Annotated in this window: 17 protein-coding genes; 9 read left to right on the top strand and 8 right to left on the bottom strand. The window is 71.6% G+C overall.

Annotated features, from left to right (window positions below; all coding sequences use genetic code 11):
- Window positions 1-8: 8 nt before the first annotated feature.
- The 8 genes from B7K25_RS01070 to B7K25_RS01035 all read right to left on the bottom strand — a co-directional run bounded on the left by B7K25_RS01070 (window position 9) and on the right by B7K25_RS01035 (window position 8,619).
- Entirely contained in the window at window positions 9-1,541 is a 1,533-nt protein-coding gene (locus tag B7K25_RS01070; protein WP_084103424.1) for an MmgE/PrpD family protein, read from the bottom strand.
- Window positions 1,538-2,212: a GntR family transcriptional regulator gene (locus B7K25_RS01065; RefSeq protein WP_084104479.1), complete on the bottom strand. Its 675-nt coding sequence runs from the start codon at window positions 2,210-2,212 to the stop codon at window positions 1,538-1,540. The genes B7K25_RS01070 and B7K25_RS01065 overlap by 4 nt, the downstream gene beginning before the upstream one ends.
- Window positions 2,213-2,301: 89 nt before the next feature.
- A complete protein-coding gene (locus tag B7K25_RS01060) occupies window positions 2,302-3,720 on the bottom strand; it encodes a cytochrome b/b6 domain-containing protein (protein ID WP_234988019.1) in 1,419 nt (472 codons plus the stop codon).
- Window positions 3,717-4,706: an electron transfer flavoprotein subunit alpha/FixB family protein gene (locus tag B7K25_RS01055; protein WP_084103420.1), complete on the bottom strand. Its 990-nt coding sequence runs from the start codon at window positions 4,704-4,706 to the stop codon at window positions 3,717-3,719. Before B7K25_RS01055 ends, B7K25_RS01060 begins: the two co-directional genes overlap by 4 nt.
- 10 nt (window positions 4,707-4,716) lie before the next feature.
- On the bottom strand, window positions 4,717-5,493 hold the full coding sequence (locus B7K25_RS01050) for an electron transfer flavoprotein subunit beta/FixA family protein (RefSeq protein ID WP_084103418.1): 777 nt from the start codon (window positions 5,491-5,493) through the stop codon (window positions 4,717-4,719).
- Window positions 5,490-6,587: a phosphotransferase family protein gene (locus tag B7K25_RS01045; protein WP_084103416.1), complete on the bottom strand. Its 1,098-nt coding sequence runs from the start codon at window positions 6,585-6,587 to the stop codon at window positions 5,490-5,492. The genes B7K25_RS01050 and B7K25_RS01045 overlap by 4 nt, the downstream gene beginning before the upstream one ends.
- On the bottom strand, window positions 6,584-7,780 hold the full coding sequence (locus B7K25_RS01040) for an acyl-CoA dehydrogenase family protein (protein ID WP_084103414.1): 1,197 nt from the start codon (window positions 7,778-7,780) through the stop codon (window positions 6,584-6,586). The genes B7K25_RS01045 and B7K25_RS01040 overlap by 4 nt, the downstream gene beginning before the upstream one ends.
- Window positions 7,777-8,619, bottom strand: a complete 843-nt coding sequence (locus tag B7K25_RS01035; RefSeq protein ID WP_084103412.1) for an SDR family oxidoreductase — start codon at window positions 8,617-8,619, stop codon at window positions 7,777-7,779. Before B7K25_RS01035 ends, B7K25_RS01040 begins: the two co-directional genes overlap by 4 nt.
- A 149-nt stretch (window positions 8,620-8,768) precedes the next feature.
- On the opposite strand from B7K25_RS01035, the gene B7K25_RS01030 reads away from it, so the two are divergent.
- The 9 genes from B7K25_RS01030 (at window position 8,769) to B7K25_RS00990 (ending at window position 19,631) form a co-directional block, all read left to right on the top strand.
- The gene (locus B7K25_RS01030) at window positions 8,769-9,959 is read left to right on the top strand and encodes an acyl-CoA dehydrogenase family protein (protein WP_084103410.1); all 1,191 of its coding nucleotides are present in this window, start codon (window positions 8,769-8,771) and stop codon (window positions 9,957-9,959) included.
- A gap of 9 nt (window positions 9,960-9,968) precedes the next feature.
- Complete coding sequence (locus tag B7K25_RS01025; RefSeq protein ID WP_084103408.1) at window positions 9,969-11,177, top strand: acetyl-CoA C-acetyltransferase; 1,209 nt, start codon at window positions 9,969-9,971, stop codon at window positions 11,175-11,177.
- 12 nt (window positions 11,178-11,189) lie between these two features.
- Window positions 11,190-13,376, top strand: a complete 2,187-nt coding sequence (locus B7K25_RS01020) for a 3-hydroxyacyl-CoA dehydrogenase NAD-binding domain-containing protein (RefSeq protein WP_084103406.1) — start codon at window positions 11,190-11,192, stop codon at window positions 13,374-13,376.
- A gap of 12 nt (window positions 13,377-13,388) precedes the next feature.
- Window positions 13,389-14,375 carry a nitronate monooxygenase family protein gene (locus tag B7K25_RS01015; protein ID WP_084103404.1) on the top strand — a complete coding sequence of 329 codons (987 nt, stop codon included), beginning with the start codon at window positions 13,389-13,391 and terminating at the stop codon, window positions 14,373-14,375.
- Between the two features lie 456 nt (window positions 14,376-14,831).
- Window positions 14,832-16,154: an ABC transporter substrate-binding protein gene (locus B7K25_RS01010; RefSeq protein ID WP_084103402.1), complete on the top strand. Its 1,323-nt coding sequence runs from the start codon at window positions 14,832-14,834 to the stop codon at window positions 16,152-16,154.
- 65 nt (window positions 16,155-16,219) lie between these two features.
- Window positions 16,220-16,987, top strand: a complete 768-nt coding sequence (locus tag B7K25_RS01005; RefSeq protein WP_084103400.1) for an ABC transporter ATP-binding protein — start codon at window positions 16,220-16,222, stop codon at window positions 16,985-16,987.
- On the top strand, window positions 16,984-17,691 hold the full coding sequence (locus tag B7K25_RS01000; protein WP_084103398.1) for an ABC transporter ATP-binding protein: 708 nt from the start codon (window positions 16,984-16,986) through the stop codon (window positions 17,689-17,691). The genes B7K25_RS01005 and B7K25_RS01000 overlap by 4 nt, the downstream gene beginning before the upstream one ends.
- Window positions 17,692-17,703: 12 nt before the next feature.
- A complete protein-coding gene (locus tag B7K25_RS00995) occupies window positions 17,704-18,579 on the top strand; it encodes a branched-chain amino acid ABC transporter permease (protein WP_084103396.1) in 876 nt (291 codons plus the stop codon).
- A complete protein-coding gene (locus B7K25_RS00990; protein ID WP_084103394.1) occupies window positions 18,576-19,631 on the top strand; it encodes a branched-chain amino acid ABC transporter permease in 1,056 nt (351 codons plus the stop codon). Before B7K25_RS00995 ends, B7K25_RS00990 begins: the two co-directional genes overlap by 4 nt.
- Window positions 19,632-19,638 lie beyond the last annotated feature (7 nt).

Below are 19,638 nucleotides of genomic sequence, written 5' to 3'. Positions count from 1 at the left end.
TGCGCCTCCTAGAGCAGTCCGGCGGGGCGGGGGGCGGCAGCGCGAGCCTCGGCGCTCACCGCGACGCCGAGACCGACGAGCTCGCCGCCGGCGAGCTCGGGCAGACGCTGCACGGCGTCGAGGAAGCGCTCGGCCTCACCGGGCTCGACGATGCCGTCGGCGAGGGTGCGGAACTTGGCGATGTACTGCTCGCGGCCGAAGGGCCGCGCGCCGAGCGGGTGCGCGTCTGCCACCGCGATCTCGTCGCGCACGACGGATCCGTCGGACAGGTGGATCTCGATGGAGCCGCCGAACGCCTTCTCCGCCGGGTCGTTCGAGTGGTATCGGCGGGTCCACTCGGGGTCCTCGACGGTGCTGATGCGCTGCCACAGGTCGACGGTGTCCTGCCGCGCTGCGCGCTCGGGGAGGTAGGACCTGTCGTGGTCGAAGCCGCCGTCCTGAAGCGCGACGGTGAAGATGTACGGCAGCGAGTGGTCGAGCGTCTCCCGCGAGGCGCGAGGGTCGAACTTCTCCGGGTCCTCCGAGCCGTTGCCGATCACGTAGTGGGTGTGGTGCGACGTCGCGAGCACGATCCGCTCGACGTTGGCGGGGTCGGCGACGTCGGGGCGTTCGCGGTGCAGCTTGCGCGCCAGGTCGATCCACGCCTGCGACTGGTACTCCGCCGAGTGCTCCTTGGTGTACGAGTCGAGGATCGCCCGGCGGGTCTCGCCGCGCTCGGGCAGCGGCACCTCGTAGCGGGCGTCGAAGCCGCCGAGCAACCACGCGATGACTCCGTCCTCGCCCTCGTAGATGGGAGTCGGCGAGGTCTGCCCGCGCATCGCGCGGTCGATCGCCTCCACCGCGAGCTTGCCCGCGAGTGCCGGCGCGTGCGCCTTCCACGACGAGATCTCGCCCTTGCGGGACTGTCGGGTCGCGGTCGTGGTGTGCAGTGCCTGGCCGATCGCCTGGAAGATCACCTCGGTCGGAAGGCCGAGCATCGTGCCGATGCCCGCCGCCGCGCTGGGCCCCAGGTGAGCGACGTGGTCGATCTTGTGGCGATGCAGGCTGATCGCCTTCACGAGGTCGATCTGGATCTCGTACCCGGTGACGAGGCCGTGGAGCAGGTCCGCGCCGCTGAGGCCGCGAGCGGCGGCGTGCTGCGCGACGGCGAGCAGCGGCGGGATGTTGTCCCCGGGGTGGGAGTACTCCTCGGCAAGGAAGGTGTCGTGGTAGTCGAGCTCGCGCACGGCGACGCCGTTGGCCCACGCCGCCCACTCGGCGCTCACGCGCGTTCCCTGCGGCTCGCCGAACACCGTGGCGCCGGCGCCGCCGGTGGAGGGCCGATGCGCGAGCGCCTGGGTGCGCGCGGCGCTAGGAGCCTCGCGTCCGTACGAGGCGACGGCGACGGCCGCGTTGTCGATCATCCGGTTGATGACCATGTCCTCGACCTCGGGCGTGACCTCGACACGCTCGCTGGCGACCTCGGCGATCCGCCAGGCGAGCTGCTCCTCACGAGGAAGCGCCTCCGCGGACTTGTGGGCTCGGACGGTGTGGGTGATCACGGACGGCTCTCCTCGAGGACGGGGACGGGGACGGTGGACGCAGCCATCGCGGACAGGACCGCCGCAAGGCTGCGATGCAGGTGAAGCTCGGTGGCGTGCGCCGCCATGGACTCGTTGCCCTCGACGATCGCGTCGAGGATCATCAGGTGCTCGTGCGCCGCGCTGCGCAGCCGCTCCGCGTCGTCCTGGGCGAGACGGCGGACACGGGCGACGTGCACGCGCACGCCGCGCAGGGCGGCGAGCAGGTGTGGGCTCGCCGCTGCTGCGTCGATCGCGGCATCCATCCGCCCGACGGTCTCGTAGAACGCGGCGCGTCCGCCGGCAGTGTCGAGGTCGCGCGCGGATTCGCGGACCTGAGCTCGCAGGTCGTCGAAGACCTCCGGGTCGCGGCGCAGCGCGGCGAGCCGAGCTGCCTTGACCTCGAGCGCCTCGCGCACCTCGTGCAGCTCGCGCACGTTCTGAGGGCTCAGCGCGGCGACGATCAGCCCTCGCCCCCCCCGCGCGACGACGAGGCCTTCGGCCTGCAGCCGCGCGAGCGCCTCCCGCAGCGGCGTGCGTGACACTCCCAGCCGCTCGGCCTGCTCGACCTCCGCGAGGACCGCGCCGGGAGCGAGCGTGCCGTCGAGGATCTCGTCGCACAGCTGCCGGTAGACCCGCTCGCTGGTTCTCACGCCCGTCACTCCCTCGTGTGCATACATTGAAGCGCCTCTGCTGGAGATAGTACGCCCAATCTGGGTGCTGTGTATACATTGCGATGCGATCATCGCCCGCTCACGTTCCCGAAGCGTCGCGCCACGGGGGCGACCAGAAGCGGTCGCAGCGCGATCGCGGCACCGGCGATCACGACCGTCGAGGCGACGAACAGGGCGAAGCCCAGCCAGCCGCCGCCGGTGCGCGCCGCGTAGATGTGATTGAGGTTCTCCTGTGCGCCCGTCGCGAGGACCAGCGCCACGTGGCCGACGACGAAGGCGACGAAGTAGATCATCACCGGGAAGTGCAGCCGACGCGCCCACTCGAGCGGGTAGATCCGGTCCCGACGCGGCCCTGAGCGCCACGCGAGGCTCATGCGCACGCCCGTCGCGATCGCGAGAGGGGCCGCGATGAACACGGTGGTGAAGTAGGCGAGCTGCTGGAGCCCGTTGTAGTGCACCCAGCCGTCCTCGGCGGGCCACTCGAGGGACAGGTACTGCAGCACCGACGAGAGCGCGTTGGGCACCACCTCCCAGCTGGTGGGCACGATCCGCATCCACTGACCCGTCGCGAACAAGAGCGCGACGTACACGACGCCGTTGACGATCCAGAGCACGTCGACCGCCTGGTGCGTCCATGCCATGAGGCTGATCCGCGCGCGCGGATCCTCCCGCGGCGCCCAGTAGGCCTCCGGCCGCTGCTGGGTGCGCACGAGCAGGCCCGTCCGCACGATCGTCACCATGAGGAAGACGTTGAACAGGTGCGTCCAGGACAGCCACGGCGGGATGCCCACGGGAGCGTCCTCAGGCATGGGCGCGGCGCCCGGATAGGACGCGACGAAGTCCGCGACTCCAGGAACGGTCATCAACCACCGCGCGAGCAGCACCAGCGCGGCGAGCGCCACCGCCGCGAGAACGCCGATGCGCGTGAGCACCACCCACCGAGGAGTGGGCGCCGGCGCCGCGGGAGAGGGCTGGGCGCTCGGCTGGGCACTGGACTGGGCGCTCGGCTCGGCGATGGGGTCAGCGATGGATGGCGTCGGCCCACCGGACGCTGCGCCGGGCTCGGCGCTGGGAGCTCCGACGGGCGGGGCGATGGCGTCGGCGATGGGGTCGGCGCTGGACTCGGCGCGACGCTCGACGCCGACGCTGGCGGGCACCGCCGCTGCGGACACGCGCGCCATCGCCGTTCCCTCGGGCGGCCACGGGTCTCCCCCGGCTTCCCGCGGCAGGCCGCGCCGGAGCGCCACCTCCACGCGGTCGGCCGTCGGTGCCCGTCCTCCGGAGCCGAGCGCGGGCAGCGCTGCCCCGCCGGGCTCGAGCACCGCGTCCCCCGACGCTGGCGCAGCCTTGAGAGCCGATGCCGTGGCTGGCCCGGCACCTGCGGAGCCCTCGGACGCCCCGCCCGACTGTTCCCGCGCGGCGGCCGCCGGCGGCCACGGCTCGCCGCCGGCGACGCGCGGCAGCCCGCGCCGCAGCTGCCGAGTCACGAGGATCCCTCCGAGCGGAGCGCCTCGATGAGCTGCGGCACGACGGTGAAGACGTCGCCGACGACGCCGAAGTCGGCGATCTCGAACAGCGGCGCCTTGTCGTCCGTGTTGATCACGACGATGGTGCTCGCCGTCTGCATGCCCGCGAGGTGCTGGATCGCGCCGGAGATCCCGAGCGCGACGTACAGCTGGGGCGAGACGGACACGCCGGTCTGCCCCACCTGATGCGAGGCAGGCACGAAGCCCGCGTCGACCGCCGCGCGGGAGGCACCGACCGCGGCGCCGAGCGCATCGGCGAGCTCCTCGACCAGCGCGAACTGCTCGGCGCTGCCCAGGCCACGTCCTCCGGAGACCACCTTGGCAGCGCTGCGCAGGTCGGGCCGGTCCGACGCCTCTCGGGCCGGCTCGACCGACTCGACGCGCGCCGCCGGAGCCTCCGACGGTGTCACGTCGAGCACCTCGGGCGCGATGTCGCCACCGGCGCCGTCGCCGGGAGGTGGCGCGTCCACGCTGCCCTCGCGCAGGGTGATCACCGGCGCGCCGAACGTCGCTGCGGAGGTCACGAGGTAGTCCCCGCCGTAGGCGGCATGGCGCGCGACGATGCCCTCCTCGTCGCGCTCCACCGCGACGGCGTCCAGCGCGAGCGCGGCGCCTGTGCGCAGCGCGAAGCGAGCCGCGACCTCTCGCCCCTCCACGGAGTGCGCGGCGATCACCGCGGCGGGGGTCACGTGCCCGGCCGCCGCCTGCAGGGCGTCCACGGCGGGCACGGTGAGCGCATCCTGGTCGCCCGGTGCGGTCAGGACCCGCGCGGCCCCGAGCGCTGCCGCCCGCTCTGCGAGCGCATCGGCGTCCTCGCCCACGATCAACGCCACGGGCGTGCCGAGCGCGACCGCGGCTGCCAGCAGGCCCGCGGCCGACGCCGCGAGCTGCCCGTCCGGGCCGCGGTCGAGGAGCACGAGGATGGTCTGGTCCTGGGGCGTCGACATGGCGTCCTCCTCAGGCGAGCCGGTTGGCGACGAGGAAACGTGCGAGCTGAGTGCCGGCGTCTCCGGTGTCCGTGATGATGGTCCCGGCCTCGCGCGGTGGCCTCTCGCTCGCCTCGACCATGATCGAGCGCGCGACGTCGTCGGGCAGGGCCTCGACGCCGAGGTCGCCGAGCCTCAACGTCTCGATCTCCTTCTTCTTCGCGGCCATGATCCCCTTGAAGTTGGGCATGCGCGGGTCCGGCAACGCCTCCGTGATCGAGATGACGGCGGGCAGCGCGGCGCAGACCGTCAGCGTCGCCCCGTCCGAGGCACGCTCGCCCCGCACCTCGCCATCGGCGATGCTTGCGCTCGATAGTGAGGTCGCGCAGGCGATGCCAAGCCGCTCGGCGATCATCGCCGGCACCACGCCGCCGGAACCGTCGGTCGAGGCGTTGCCAGCGACGATGAGGTCGAAGCCGGTCCGCTGAGCCGCGGCGGCCAGCACCTCGGCGGTGAGCACCGCATCGGCGCCGACGAGCGCGTCGTCCACCACCTGCACCGCGTCGTGGGCTCCCATCGCGAGCGCCTTGCGCAAGGACGCCTGCAGCGACTGCGGCGCCATCGCGAGCACGACGACCTCGGTGCCGTCATGGTCGCCCGCATGCGCCAACGCGACCTCGAGGGCACGCTCCGAGATCTCGTCGAGCACCGCGACGTCGGCATCGCGATCGGCGAGCCCCGTCTCCAGCGACAGCGTGCGCTGTCCATACGTGTCGGGCACGGGCTTGGCGAGCACGAGGATTCTCATGACCTGCTCCTAGCGTTCCTGTCGAGTGCGTCGTGGGCGGCGGCGGCGAGCGCGGGCACGCCCTCCACCAGTGTCGGGGCGAAGGTGTCGCCGGGCCGCTCCCCCGCCCTCCAGCGGGTGAGCATGGCCTCGCAGAAGACGGCGGCCTTCCACAGGGCGAGGGCCTCGTACCAGGCGAGCGCGTCGATGGGCAGCGACGAGCGGGAGGCGTAGCGCGCGGCCAGCTCCTCGCGCGACGGGAAGCCAGGCCCCGCCGTCACCGGCGTGAGGTCCATCACCGTGGACGGCCATGCCGGGTCCGAATAGGTCGCGAGCAGGTAGCCGAGGTCGGCGAGCGGGTCGCCGAGCGTCGCCATCTCCCAGTCGAGGATCGCCGCGAGTCGGTCGGGCGCCGCGTACATGAGGTTGCCGATGCGGTAGTCGCCGTGGACGATCGCGCGACCGCTGGTGGCGTCGGGCTTGGTCGCCGCGAGTCGCGTCGCGAGACGGTCCATCTCCGGGAGCTCGCGGCGGGTGTTGAGCGGCCACAGCTCCCGGAAGCGGCGGATCTGGCGCTCGAGGTAGCCCTCGGGCCGGCCGAGCGTGGCCACGTCGCCCTCGAGCGGCACCGCGTGCAGCGCCGCCAACGCGTCCACGGCCGTCAACACGAGCTCACCCCGAGCGCGGCCGGTGTCGAAGCCGGGAGGCAACGCGTCCGTGACCACATGCCCGTCGACGAAGTCCATGAGATAGAAGGGCGACCCGATCACGTCGGCGTCGTCGCACACGGCGACGACCCGCGCCGCCGGCACGCCGTGCGCGCCCACTGTCCCGACGATGCGCGCCTCGCGCACCATGTCGTGCGCGGACGGCGGGAAGGGCGGCCGCGGGCCGCGCCGAAGGACCACGCGGTGCGGGCCCCTCCGCAGCTCGTAGGTGACGTTGGCCTGGCCGTCGCCGATGCGCCTCCACGCGAGGTCTCCGCCGTCGAGTCCTCGGCGGTCCAGATAGGCGGTGAGGGCGTCGACGACGAGCAACGGCGGACGCTCGGGGTCCGCGTCGTGGCGCGTGCGCACGACATCGACGTCGTCGGGGGTGGTGAGCAGAGCCGTCATCGGCCGCCCTCCGGGATGTCGAGCGCCGGTGCGCCGCCCTCACGGTCACGAGCTCGCCGCTTGACCGCGCGGCGCGCGATGGCCCACCGGTGCGTCTCGCTCGACCCGTCGTAGACGCGGAAGGGGCGCACCTCGTTGGCGAACGCGAGCAGCGGCAGCTCGAGCGTGACGCCATCCCCACCGCACAGCTGCATCGCTCGGTCGATGACCCGCGAGACCGCCTCGGAGCAGTGCACCTTGGCGATCGAGGACGCGTTCGCGCCCTCGCGGGGGTCACGCTCGAGCGCCTCGACCGCCCAGTCGATGGTGGCCGATGCGGTGGCCAGGTCGATCTCCGAGTCGGCGAGCTGCGCCTGCGCGATGCCGAGCTCCCCGAGGGGCTGGCCGAACAGCTCGCGCGAGCGGACCCGGTCCAGCGCGGTGTCGTGCGCACGCCGTGCGAGGCCGAGCCATCGCATGCAGTGCGTGAGCCGGGCGGGTCCGAGGCGCACCTGCACGTGGCGGAAGGCCTCGCCCGGCGCGCCGAGCACGTCCACGTCGGGCACGAAGCACGACTCGAAGCTGACGTGGGGGTGACCGCCGGCGATCGCCGTCTCCAGGGTGCGGATGGCGTGGCCCACGACCACGCCGTCGGCGCTCAGCGGCACGAGGAACAGCGACGCGGCGGCCTCGCCAAGCTCCGGGGTGCGAGCCATGACGATCGCGACGTCGGCCTCGTCGGCACCCGAGATGAAGCGCTTCTCGCCGTCGATGACCCACCCCCCGGTGACGCGCCGCGCGGTCGTGGCGAGCGCGGCCGGATCGGAGCCCGCGCCGGGGTGCGGCTCGGTCATCGCGAAGCATGACCGAAAGCGACCCGCGACCAGCGGGGCGAGGTAGCGCTCGTGCTGGAGCGGGCTGCCGATGCGCTCGAGGAGGTGCATGTTGCCCTCGTCGGGCGCCATGCAGTTGAGGACAGCGGGTCCGATCACGGAGTAGCCGGCCTCCTGCAGCACCGGCGACCACTCGCGCAGCGGCAGCCCCTGGCCGCCGAGTCCAGCAGGGCCGAGCGGGGCGAAGACCCCCGCCTGACGTGCCTGCTCCTGCAGGGCCGCTCGCGCATCGGCCCCCAAGCCGACGCCCGCGGGGGGCTCGGCGGGCATCACCGCGTCGCGGACGAAGGCGCGTGTGCGTGCGACCAACGCGGCCGTCATGCCGTGCCTCCCGCCGCGAGCAGGCCGCCGTCGATGCCGAGCACCTGACCGCTCACCCATGCGGCATCGTCCGAGCACAGGTACGCGGCTGCCGCGCCCACGTCCTCGGGCCGGCCCAGCCTGCCCATGGGGTACGCCGCCGCGACCTCCTCCTCGCGTCCCTCGTACAGCGCCTTCGCGAAGCGCGTCGTGATGACCGCGGGCGCGAGTGCGTTGACGCGGACCCGCGGCCCGAGCTCCGCCGCGAGGGTCACCGCCAGGTGGGCGACCGCCGCCTTCGTCACCCCGTACCAGCCGATCCCGGGCGACGGCACGGACCCCGTCACGGACGACATCACGAGGACGTTCGCGCCGGGCCTGTCTCCCAGGCCCGCACGCCAAGCCTCTTGCACCCAGCCGAGCGTCGCGAGGACGTTGACGTCGTGGACCTTGCTCGCCGCCTGGAGGTCGAGGTCGACGAGCGGTCCGTAGACGGGATTGATGCCCGCGTTCGCGACGAGCACGTCCACGGCGCCGAAGCGCTCCACGGCGGTCGCGACCGCGGTCGCCCGATGCTCTGGGTCCTGCGAGCGGCCCGCGACGGCCACCGCTCTTCCGTCGGGCATCTGAGCGACGGCCTCCACGAGCGCGTCCTCGGTGCGACCGGTGATCACGACGTTCGCCCCCTCCTCGACGAGGCGCTCCGCGACGGCCCGCCCGATGCCGCGGCTGGCCCCAGTGACGATGGCGACCTTGCCCTCGAGTCGGCGGCCAGCGGCGGCGAGCGCCGGCGCGGGAAGCTCCTGTTCCGGGCGCCTCTTCAGCGGCTCGCCCAGTGCCGACGCGGACCTCGAGTTCATGCCACGCTCCTTTGCGCGATCGCTTAATCCAGGTTCAAGACCTGAGCCCAGCGAACACCGATCACTACTTTCGATCAAGTTCTCGCCACGGCGATTTCTAATATGGTATAAAAAATCTGTCGGCAAGATCAAGGACGATCGGAGGCGCGATGACCGCGACCACAACCGCGACCCGGGCGCTCGGAGGCGTCGTCGGGCCGCGCGACCTGTATGACGAGGAGCACGGCCAGTTCCGCGAGATGGTGGCCGCCTTCGTCGAGGAGCACGCACGCCCTCACGCGGACCGCTGGGACGAGGAGGGCAAGGTCGACCGCTCGCTGTTCGAACGGGCCGCCGAGGCCGGCATCCTCGGGTTCGGCATCCCCGAGGAGTACGGCGGCGGCGGCTCCGACGACTTCCGCTTCAACGCCGTCATGGGCGAGGAGCTCGCGCGCAACCCCGTGTCCTCCGGGATGGCCGGGATCGCGCTGTCCAACGACATCGTCATCCCCTACTTCACCGAGCTCACGAACGACGAGCAGAAGGCGCGCTGGCTGCCCGGCATCGCGGCAGGCACGAGCATCGTCGCCGTGGCCATGTCCGAGCCGGGAACCGGGTCCGATCTGTCCGCCATCCGCACCAGCGCGGTGCGCGACGGCGACGAGTACGTGGTGAACGGCTCGAAGATCTTCATCTCGAACGGGCAGAACGCCGACCTGGTCGTCACGGCCGTGCGCACCGCCGAGCACCCCCATCGCGGGCTCAGCCTGCTGGTGATACCCGCGGACGCGGCGGGGTACTCGCGGGGCCGCAAGCTCGACAAGATCGGGCTCCACGCGCAGGACACGAGCGAGCTGGCGTTCCAGAACGTGCGGGTGCCCGTGGCCAACCTGCTCGGCGCGGAAGGCGAGGGCTTCGCGGGCCTCATGCGCAACCTCCCGCAGGAGCGCATCTCGATCGCGGCCGCGGCGGTCGCCTCGAGCGAGGGCGTGCTCGAGCGCACGCTTGCGTACGTCAAGGAGCGCCACGCGTTCGGCCAGCCCATCGGCGCCTTCCAGAACACACGCTTCGAGATGGCGCAGATGGTCACGGCCGTCCGCGCCAGCCGCGCCTACATCGACGCATGCCTGCGGCTGCACAACGACGGCGTGCTCACTCCGGAGGACGCTGCGGCAGCGAAGTTCCACACCACGGAGCAGTACGTCGAGGTCGTGAACCGTTGCCTCCAGCTGCACGGCGGCTACGGGTACATGCGCGAGTACCGGATCGCGCGCGACTACGAGGACGCACGCATCACGACAATCTACGGCGGCACGACGGAGATCATGAAGGAGATCGTCGGCCGAGGACTCGGACTCTGAGAGGAACCCATGCCTGACGCATACATCTACGACGCCGTCCGCACCCCCCGCGGGAAGAACCGCGGCGGCGCCCTGCACGGCACGAAGCCCGTCGATCTCGTGGTGGGGCTGATCCACGCGCTCGAGGCGCGCAACCCGACCCTCGAGCCCGCCGAGGTCGACGACGTCGTCCTCGGCGTCGTGTCCCCCATCGGCGAGCAGGGCGGCGACATCGCCCGCACCGCGGCGCTCGTCGCGGGCCTTCCCGAGTCCGTGCCCGGCGTGCAGCTCAACCGTTTCTGCGCCTCCGGGCTCGAGGCCGTCAACACCGCGGCGCAGAAGGTCGCCAGCGGCTTCGACGACCTGGTGATCGCCGGCGGCGTCGAGTCCATGTCCAAGATCCCGCTCGGCTCCGACGGCGGCGCCTACGTCCAGGACCCGACGACGAACTACGATCTCCACTTCGTGCCGCAGGGCATCAGCGCGGACCTGATCGCGACCATCGAGGGCTTCTCTCGCGAGGATGTCGACGCGTACGCGGTCGAGTCGCAGCGGCGCGCGGACGTCGCCTGGAGCGAGGGCCGCTTCGACCGCTCGGTCGTGCCCGTGCGCGACCTCAACGGCGTGACGGTGCTGGATCACGACGAGCACCGCAGGCCCGGCTCGACCGTCGAGTCCCTCGGCGCCCTCACGCCGTCCTTCGCCGCGATGGGCGCCGACGCGGGCTACGACGCCGTCGCGCTCCAGAAGTACCACCAGCTCGAGGCGATCGAGCACGTCCACACGGCCGCCAACTCGTCGGGCATCGTGGACGGCGCCGCACTCGTGCTGATCGGGTCCCGGGAGGTGGGCGAACGCATGGGGCTCACGCCCCGCGCGCGCATCGTCTGCGCTGCCGCGACGGGCTCCGAGCCCACGATCATGCTGACGGGTCCGACTCTGGCCACCCGCAAGGTCCTCGACCGTGCTGGGCTGACCGTCGAGGACATCGACCTCTTCGAGCTCAACGAGGCGTTCGCGTCGGTGGTCCTCAAGTGGGAGAAGGAGCTGTCGATCCCTCACGACAAGGTCAACGTCAACGGCGGCGCGATCGCCATGGGCCACCCCCTCGGCGCGACCGGCGCCATGATCCTCGGCACCCTGCTCGACGAGCTCGAGCGCCGCGATCTCCAGCGCGGCCTGGCCACCCTGTGCGTCGGGGCGGGCATGGGCGTCGCCACCATCATCGAGCGAGTCTAGGAAGGCCACACCATGAGCGTGATCGAGCACACCGCAGCAGCCGCCCGCTACGCGTGGGACGAGGACGACGACAGCGTCGTCACCATCACCATGGACGACCCCGCGAGCGGGGCCAACACGATGAACGCGCACTTCGTCGCCGCCCTCGAGGACACGGTCGAACGCCTGGAGTCCGAGCGCGAGCGCATCGCAGGCGTCATCCTCGCCTCGGCGAAGAAGAGCTGGTTCGCCGGCGGAGACCTCAACCTGCTGCGCGCCGCCGACCCCTCGCGCGCCGCGGAGGAGATGGCGCACATCGAGCACGTCAAGGCGCTGCTGCGCAGGCTCGAGCAGCTCGGCAAGCCCGTCGTGGCCATGCTCACCGGCACGGCGCTCGGTGGCGGCCTCGAGGTGGCGCTCGCGACCCACTACCGGATCGCCGCGAGCGATGCGAAGGGCGCCCGCTTCGGCCTGCCGGAGGTGTCCCTCGGGCTCCTGCCCGGTGGAGGCGGGGTCACCCGCACCGTGCGCATGCTCGGCCTGACGAAGGCGCTGTCGGAGGTGATCCTGCCGGCCACCAAGTTCTCGGCGGAGGACGCGCTCGCGATCGGCCTGATCGACGAGGTGGTCCCCGCCGAGCGTGTGCGTGAGCGCGCGAAGGCGTGGATCGCTGCCAACCCCTCGCCCGTGAAGGCCTGGGACGAGAAGGGCTTCCGGCTGCCGGGCGGCTCGCCTTCGTCGCCATCCATGGCGGCCGTGCTGGGCGCCATGCCCGCGATGCTGCGCAAGCAGATCAAGGGATCGCCCCTGCCCGCTCCCCGCGCCGCGATGGCGGCAGCCGTCGAGGGAGCGCTCGTCGACTTCGACACCGCGTCGACCATCGAGTCGCGCTACCTGGTGAGCCTCACCCACTCGCAGGTGGCCAAGAACATGATCAAGGCATTCTTCTTCGACCTCCAGGAGATCAACGCCGGAGCGAGCCGTCCCTCCGGACCCGCGCCCTTCCAGGCCTCCAAGCTGGGAGTCATCGGGGCCGGCATGATGGGCGCGGCGATCGCCTACGTCGCCGCGCGCAGCGGGATCGACGTGGTCCTCAAGGACATGTCCCTCGAGGCGGCAGAGAAGGGCAAGGACTACGCCCGCGCGCTCGAGGCCAAGGCGCTCGACCGCGGCAAGGCCACGCCGGACCGTAGCGAGCAGCTGCTCGCGCGCATCACCCCGACGGCCGAGCCCGCCGACTTCGCGGGAGTCGACATCGTGATCGAGGCGGTGTTCGAGTCGGCCGAGGTGAAGCGCACGGTGTTCGGAGAGATCCAGGACATCGTCGAACCCGATGCGGTGCTCGGGTCGAACACCTCGACGCTGCCCATCACCCTGCTCGCCGAGGGGGTGAAGCGCTCCGAGGACTTCATCGGCATCCACTTCTTCTCCCCCGTCGACAAGATGCCGCTGGTCGAGATCGTGCGCGGCGAGCGCACCAGCGACGAGGTGCTCGCCAAGGTGTTCGACTTCGTCCTGCAGATCCGCAAGACGCCGATCGTCGTGAACGACGCCCGCGGCTTCTTCACCTCACGGGTGATCGGGCGCTTCATCGACGAGGCCGTCGCCGCCGTCGGCGAAGGCGTCGAGCCCTCGTCCGTGGAGCAGGCGGCGCTCCAGGCCGGGTACCCGGCCGGCCCCCTCCAGCTGCTCGACGAGCTCACCCTGTCCCTCACCCAGAAGATCCGCAACGAGACGCGCGACGCCGCGCTCGCGGAGGGCGGAGGCTGGGATGCCCATCCCGCCGAGCCGGTGGTCGACTGGATGGTGGACGAGCAGGGGCGCACGGGCCGCAAGGCTCGCGCCGGCTTCTACGACTACGGCGAGGATGGACGCCGCACGCGGCTGTGGCCGGGGCTGCGCGACCGGTACGCCTCCGGGACCCTCGACCTTCCCCTGATCGACCTGCAGGAGCGCATGCTGTTCGCGGAGGCGCTCGACACGATCGCCTGCCTCGATGCGGGCGTGCTCACCAGCGTCGCGGACGCGAACATCGGGTCCATCTACGGCATCGGCTTCCCGGCATGGACCGGCGGCGTCCTGCAGTACGTCAACCAGTACGAGGGCGGACTTCCCGGCTTCGTCGCACGGTCCCGAGAGCTCGCCGCAGCCTACGGCGACCGCTTCGACCCCCCGGCGTCGCTCGTGGCGCGCGCCGAGTCCGGCGAGATCTACGAGTAAGGGAGCGCTCCGATGCTCACGACGAGGTTCACGCAGGCGCTGGGGATCGACCACCCGATCGTCCAGGGCGGGATGATGTGGGTGGGTCGCGCCGAGCTCGCGGCGGCGGTGTCGGAGGCCGGCGGGCTCGGCATCATCACCGCGCTCACGCAGCCCACACCGCAGGATCTGGTCAGGGAGATCGAGCGAGCGCGAACGCTGACGGACAAGCCGTTCGGCGTGAACCTGACGATCCTGCCTTCGATCAACCCGCCGCCGTACGACGAGTACCGTCGAGCGATCGTGGATGCCGGGGTGACCATCGTCGAGACCGCCGGCTCGAACCCGGAGCCCCACATGGAGATGTTCCATGAGCACGGGGTCCGAGTGATCCACAAGTGCACGAGCGTGAGGCACGCCCTCAAGGCGGAGAAGGTGGGCGTGACCGCAGTCTCGATCGACGGCTTCGAGTGCGCCGGACACCCCGGCGAGGACGACGTCCCGGGTCTCGTGCTCATCCCCGCCGCTGCGGACCAGCTGACCATCCCCTTCATCGCGTCCGGCGGCTTCGGCGACGGTCGTGGCCTCGCCGCCGCGCTCGCCCTCGGCGCGGACGGGATCAACATGGGCTCTCGCTTCATGTGCACCCAGGAGTCACCGATCTCGCAGGTGGTCAAGGACCGGATCGTCGAGGCGAGCGAGCTCGACACCAACCTCATCTTCCGGTCGTTGCGCAACACCGCGCGGGTCGCGAAGAACGCCGTCAGCGACGAGGTGGTCCAGATCCTCGCCGAGGGCGGCGAGTTCGAGGACGTGCGACCCCTGGTCGCCGGCGCGCGTGGCCGCAAGGTCTTCGAGGATGGCGACCTCGACGCCGGGATCTGGACGGTGGGCCTCGTCCAGGGGCTCATCCATGACGTCCCACCGGCGGGCGACGTCGTCCGGCGCATCGTCGCCGAGGCCGAGGACGTGCTGCGCAGCCGCATGGCGCTGGTGGACGCCGCACCCCTGCCCGCGTAGCCACCGAGCGCGCGTCCGTGGGCGCCGCTCCGCGTAGTCACACCTACGTGAATCCGGGATCACTTTTTGATAACGGCGCGTTGTCTTGAACCTGGACTCGCCGTTGCCGATCGTAGATCTACCAGGCACGAAGTCGCAACCTCTGCACCGTCCCACATCACATCCAGGTGCGACGACAGCCTTGCGTCACCTTCAGCGTCGCATTAGTCTGTGAACTGCCATTCACTTATCTGCTCAATGAGGAGTAGGAGCGCGGCGATGAACCATCGCAGTCGACCGTCCAACGGTCCTCTCGCCTTGCCACCGCATGACCACGCGCTCGGCACCACGACGGAGGGCGAGCCCGTCGCCCCCGATCACGATGCGCGCACCCGTGAAGGAACGCGCTCATCGGCTCACCCGACCGCGGCCGCGCGCGAACGCACGGCGCCGCACGCACTCACCTGAGGAGCGACCATGCCCACGCCCACACCCACCCCATCTCGCCTGACCCGCCCCGGCACCGTGGCCGGCCTTGCACTCGGCGCGCTCGTGCTCGCCGGATGCGCGGGACGGGACGCCATCGAGGAGACGCCCGCGGCGGAGCCCGAGACCACCGGCTCCGCCACGGCGGAGGCGAGCGGGCCTCCGGTCTTCGAGGCATGCGACCCCGGCTTCACGGACACCGAGGTGCTGATCGGCAACTCGATCCCGCTGTCCGGCCCTGCCGCTGCGTACGGCGCGATCGGTCAGACGCTCCAGATCTACTTCGACGACATCAACGCCGCGGGTGGGCTCGAGTTCGCGGACGGCATCAAGCGGACGGTCACCGTCAACGTGGTCGACGATGGCTACGACCCCGCGAAGACGGCCGCCAACGTGCGCACCCTCGTCGAGCAGGACCAGGTGTTCGCCCTCGCGGGCGTGCTCGGGACCGGCGCCGCGATCTCGGTCGCTCCCTACATCGAGGAGGCCGGGGTGCCGAACCTCTACGTGGGCACGGGTACCGACGCGATCCTCGCGCTCCACGAGACGGATCCGTGGACCATCGGCTTCATGCCCCAGTACGGCTTCGAGGTGCAGGCGCTCGCGGAGTACCTCATCGAGAATCACCCGGACTCGACGGCCGCCATCCTGTACCAGAACGACGACTTCGGCGAGAGCGTGGTGGCCGGCTTCGAGGCCGCCTTCGAGGGCACCGGCATCGAGATCGTGGCGTCCGAGCCCTACGAGCTCGCGAGCGCGTCGGTGGACAGCCAGGTGACCTCGCTCGCGTCGTCCGACGCCGACATCTTCCTCAACTGGGCGGTGGGCGCGTTCGCGACGCAGTCGCTCAAGAAGAAGCTCGAGCTGGGGTGGGACGCCACCACCGTCATCAACGCCCCCGCGGCGGACGCGACGTTCTTCCTCAAGCCCGCGGGCGAAGGCGCCGCCGACGGCACCGTGTCGGTGTCCTACACCAAGGACATCACCGACCCGTCGCTCGCCGGCGACGCGGGCTTCGATGCCTGGACGACGTTCGCGGCCGCGCACCCCGACGAGGTGAACGCCGCCTTCGCCCCCGCGGCGGCGGGCTACCAGACGGCCCAGCTGCTCGAGCTCGCGCTCCAAGGGATGCAGGGCTGCACGCGCGCCGACCTGCTCGCCTCGGCGACGTCGTTCGATGCGGTCGAGCTCGACCTGGCCCCGGTGCCGATCACCACGACTCCCGACTACCCGTACGTGTTCACCGAGCTCAAGGTGCAGGTGTTCAACGGCGAGACCTGGGACGTCGCCGAGGGCACGTACACCGTCAACTGACCGCGGCGCCCTGGGCCGGGAGCCCGGCCCAGGGCCCGCATCGACACGTCCGCGAAGGAGCGACGATGGCGAAGCTGCTCGAGGTGCACGAGGTGCGCCTGTCCTTCGGAGGCCTCACGGCGCTCGACGGCCCGAGCCTCGCGGTGGGCGACGGCGAGGTCGTCGGCCTCATCGGCCCCAACGGGGCGGGCAAGACCAGCCTGTTCAACTGCATCAGCGGGCTCTACCGCCCGCAGTCGGGCACGATCACCGTGGCCGGCGAGCGCATCGTCGGCCTCCCCCGCCATCGCATCGCAAGCCTCGGCGTGGGCCGCACCTTCCAGAACATCGGGCTGCTCCAGAGCCAGACGGTCCTCGCGAACGTCATGGCCGGGGCGTATCACGCCAGCCGCGGGGGCTGGTGGGCCACCGCCGCCGCGGCTCCTCACGTCAGACGCTCCGAGGACGAGACGCGCGCCGCCGCGCTCGCGCTGCTCGAGGAGCTCGACCTCGCCTCGGTCGCGGGTCGCATCGTCGGCACGCTTCCCTTCGGCACCCTCAAGCGGATCGAGCTCGCGCGGGCTCTGCTCGGCTCTCCTCGGCTGCTGCTCATCGACGAGCCGGCGAACGGCCTCGTGCACGGCGAGGTGATCGAGCTCGGCGAGACGCTGCGCCGCCTCGCCGCAGAGCGGGGCGCGGCGATCCTGCTCGTCGAGCACCACATGGGGCTCGTGACGTCTGTCTGCGATCGCGTCGCGGTGCTCGACTTCGGCAGGCTGATCGCCGAGGGGGATCCCCGCGAGGTCGCGCAGGACCCCGCGGTGATCGCGGCATACCTGGGGCGAGCGGCATGAGCCGTCTCGCCGTCGAGATCTCGGAGGCCGGCTACGGGCCCGTCACCGTGCTGCGCGACGTGGAGCTCGAGGTGCCGGAGGGCGGCCGCCTGGTGATCCTCGGAGCGAACGGCGCGGGCAAGACGTCGATCCTGCGGACGATCTCCGGCCTGTGCCGTGTCAGCGGGTCGATCCGGTGGGGCGACGCCGAGCTCGTCGGCGCCCCGCCGTACCGCGTCGCGGCGGCGGGCATCGCGCACGTTCCGCAGGGGCGCGGCACCTTCGGAGACCTGACCGTGCGCGAGAACCTCCTCGTCGGAGGCGCGACGCGCCAGCGGCGCACCGCGCTCGCCGATGCCGACCGGTGGCTCGAGCGCTTCCCTCGGCTGGGCGAGCGCGCCTCACGCGCCGCCTCGGGGCTGAGCGGCGGCGAGCAACAGCTGCTCGCGATCGCGCGCGCCCTCATGTCGGCTCCGCGGCTGCTCCTGCTCGACGAGCCGTCGCTCGGCCTTGCGCCGAAGATCACCGTCGAGCTCTTCGCGACTCTGGACGAGCTGTGCGCAGAGACCGGCACGGCCATGCTGCTGGTCGAGCAGAACGCGGAGCTCGCCCTCGGCATCGCCGAGCAGGCCGTGATCCTGGAGAGCGGCCGCATCACGATCCGGGGACCCGCCGCCGAGCTCCGGGACAACGACGACGTCCGACGCGCCTACCTCGGCGTCTGAGAGGGATCACCGATGCTCCTGCAACAGCTGGCCGACGGCGTCGCGACGGGCGCCATCTACGGCGCCCTCGCGCTGGCGATCGTCCTCGTCTACCGGGCGTCGCGCACGCTCAACTTCGCTCAGGGGGAGCTCGCGCTGCTGGGCGCCTACGTATCGTGGCAGCTGGTCGCCTGGGGAGTGCCGATCTGGGCCGCGGTGATCGTGTCCATGGCAGCGCTCGCGGTACTGTCCGTCGCTGCCGAGAAGGTGCTGGTCCGGCCGCTGGTCAAGCGTCACCAGGCGCTGCCGCTGATCATCGTGACGTTGGGACTCATGATCGCGATCAACGCCCTCATCGGCTGGGCCTGGACGTACCAGACCAAGGAGGTCCCGCCGCTGTTCGGTTCGGGCACGATCGACCTCCTTGGGGTCGCGGTGTCGCGGCAGGACGTCGGCATCGTGCTCACCGTCCTCGCCGTGGCGATCGGGCTCGGCATCCTGTTCGAGTACACCCCGTTGGGGCTCAGGATGCGCGCCGCCATCTCGAATCCGGAGTCGGCCGAGCTGTCGGGCATCTCGACGGGACGCACCATGTCGATCGGATGGGCCATCGCCGGCGGCGTGGGAGCCCTGGCCGGCACGCTCATCGCGCCGGAGCTGTTCCTCCATCCGGGGATGATGGCGCCGGTCCTCATCTACGCGTTCGCGGCGGCGACCCTCGGCGGGCTCGACTCGCCGCCGGGCGCCCTCGTCGGAGGCATCGTCGTGGGCGTCGTCGAGAACCTCGCGGGCACCTACCTGCCGCACGGCTCCGACTTCAAGCAGGTGGTCGCGCTCGTCATCATCGTCGGGGTCCTGCTGCTGCGGCCTCAAGGGATCTTCGGACGCCGGGAGGTGGTGCGGGTATGAGCACGGACGTGACGGCAGCCCCCAAGGCACGGGGCGAGGCACCCCGGCGCGAGTCCGTCGCGGCGTGGCTGCGGCGCCCCCGCGCGCCCCTGTCCCCGCCCCGGTGGCTCGCGATCACGTCGGTGGTCGTCGGCGCCGCGGCGCTCGTCGCCGTGCCACTCGTCAATCCCAGCTACATCAACCTGACCGTGACCCTCGTGATGATCTGGACCATCGTCGGCCTCGGGCTCAACCTGCTCGTCGGCTTCGGCGGCCAGGTGTCGCTCGGTCACTCCGCGTTCTTCGCGATCGGCGCCTACGCCGTCGCCGTCGGCGGCGAGGCCGGGTGGGGCCAGGGCCTGTCGCTGCTCGCGGCAGCCGTGGTGCCCTTCGTCGTGGGCTATGTCGTGGGCCTTCCGGCGCTGCGGCTGCATGGCCTGCAGCTGGGTCTGGTGACCCTCGCGCTCGCGATGGCCACTCCCGCGGCCATTCGCGCGCTCGAGCCGCTGACGCACGGGAGCCGAGGCATCAGCATCGACGGCGACCCGCCCTCGTGGATGCCCCTCGCGCACGACCAGTGGGTCTACTACCTCGCGCTCGCGCTTGCCGCGGTGGCGTACGTCATCACCCGCCGCCTCGCGAAGGGCCGGCTCGGCCGCTCCTTCGTGGCCGTGCGCGATGCCGAGCTCGTCGCCGAGACGCTGGGAGTGAACGTCTGGCAGACCAAGACGCGGCTCTTCGCGACGTCCGCGGCGTACGCCGGCGTGGCAGGCGGGCTCTACGCCATGCTGCTGGAGTTCGTGGGGCCCGAGAACTTCAACCTTGCGCTGTCGATCTCCTTCGTGACCCTCATCGTGGTCGGCGGCCTCGCATCGGTGCCAGGTGCCGTGCTCGGCGCGCTGTTCGTCCAGTACGTCCCGACGCTGACCTCCGACATCAGCGCCGCCGCGACGGGCGCCACCTACGGCGTGGTGCTGATCCTGTTCGCGTTCTTCCTGCCCTACGGCCTCGTCGGACTCGTGCGAGGGTCCCTCGGCCGACTGGTGGCCCGCATCCCGGGCCGGCGCACCTGAGCCTCGC

It is taken from the genome of Demequina sp. NBRC 110056 (assembly GCF_002090155.1).
Taxonomy (GTDB): domain Bacteria; phylum Actinomycetota; class Actinomycetes; order Actinomycetales; family Demequinaceae; genus Demequina.
The sequence above is the reverse complement of the archived record's forward strand: the minus strand, read 5'-3'. Positions and strand labels throughout refer to the sequence as shown.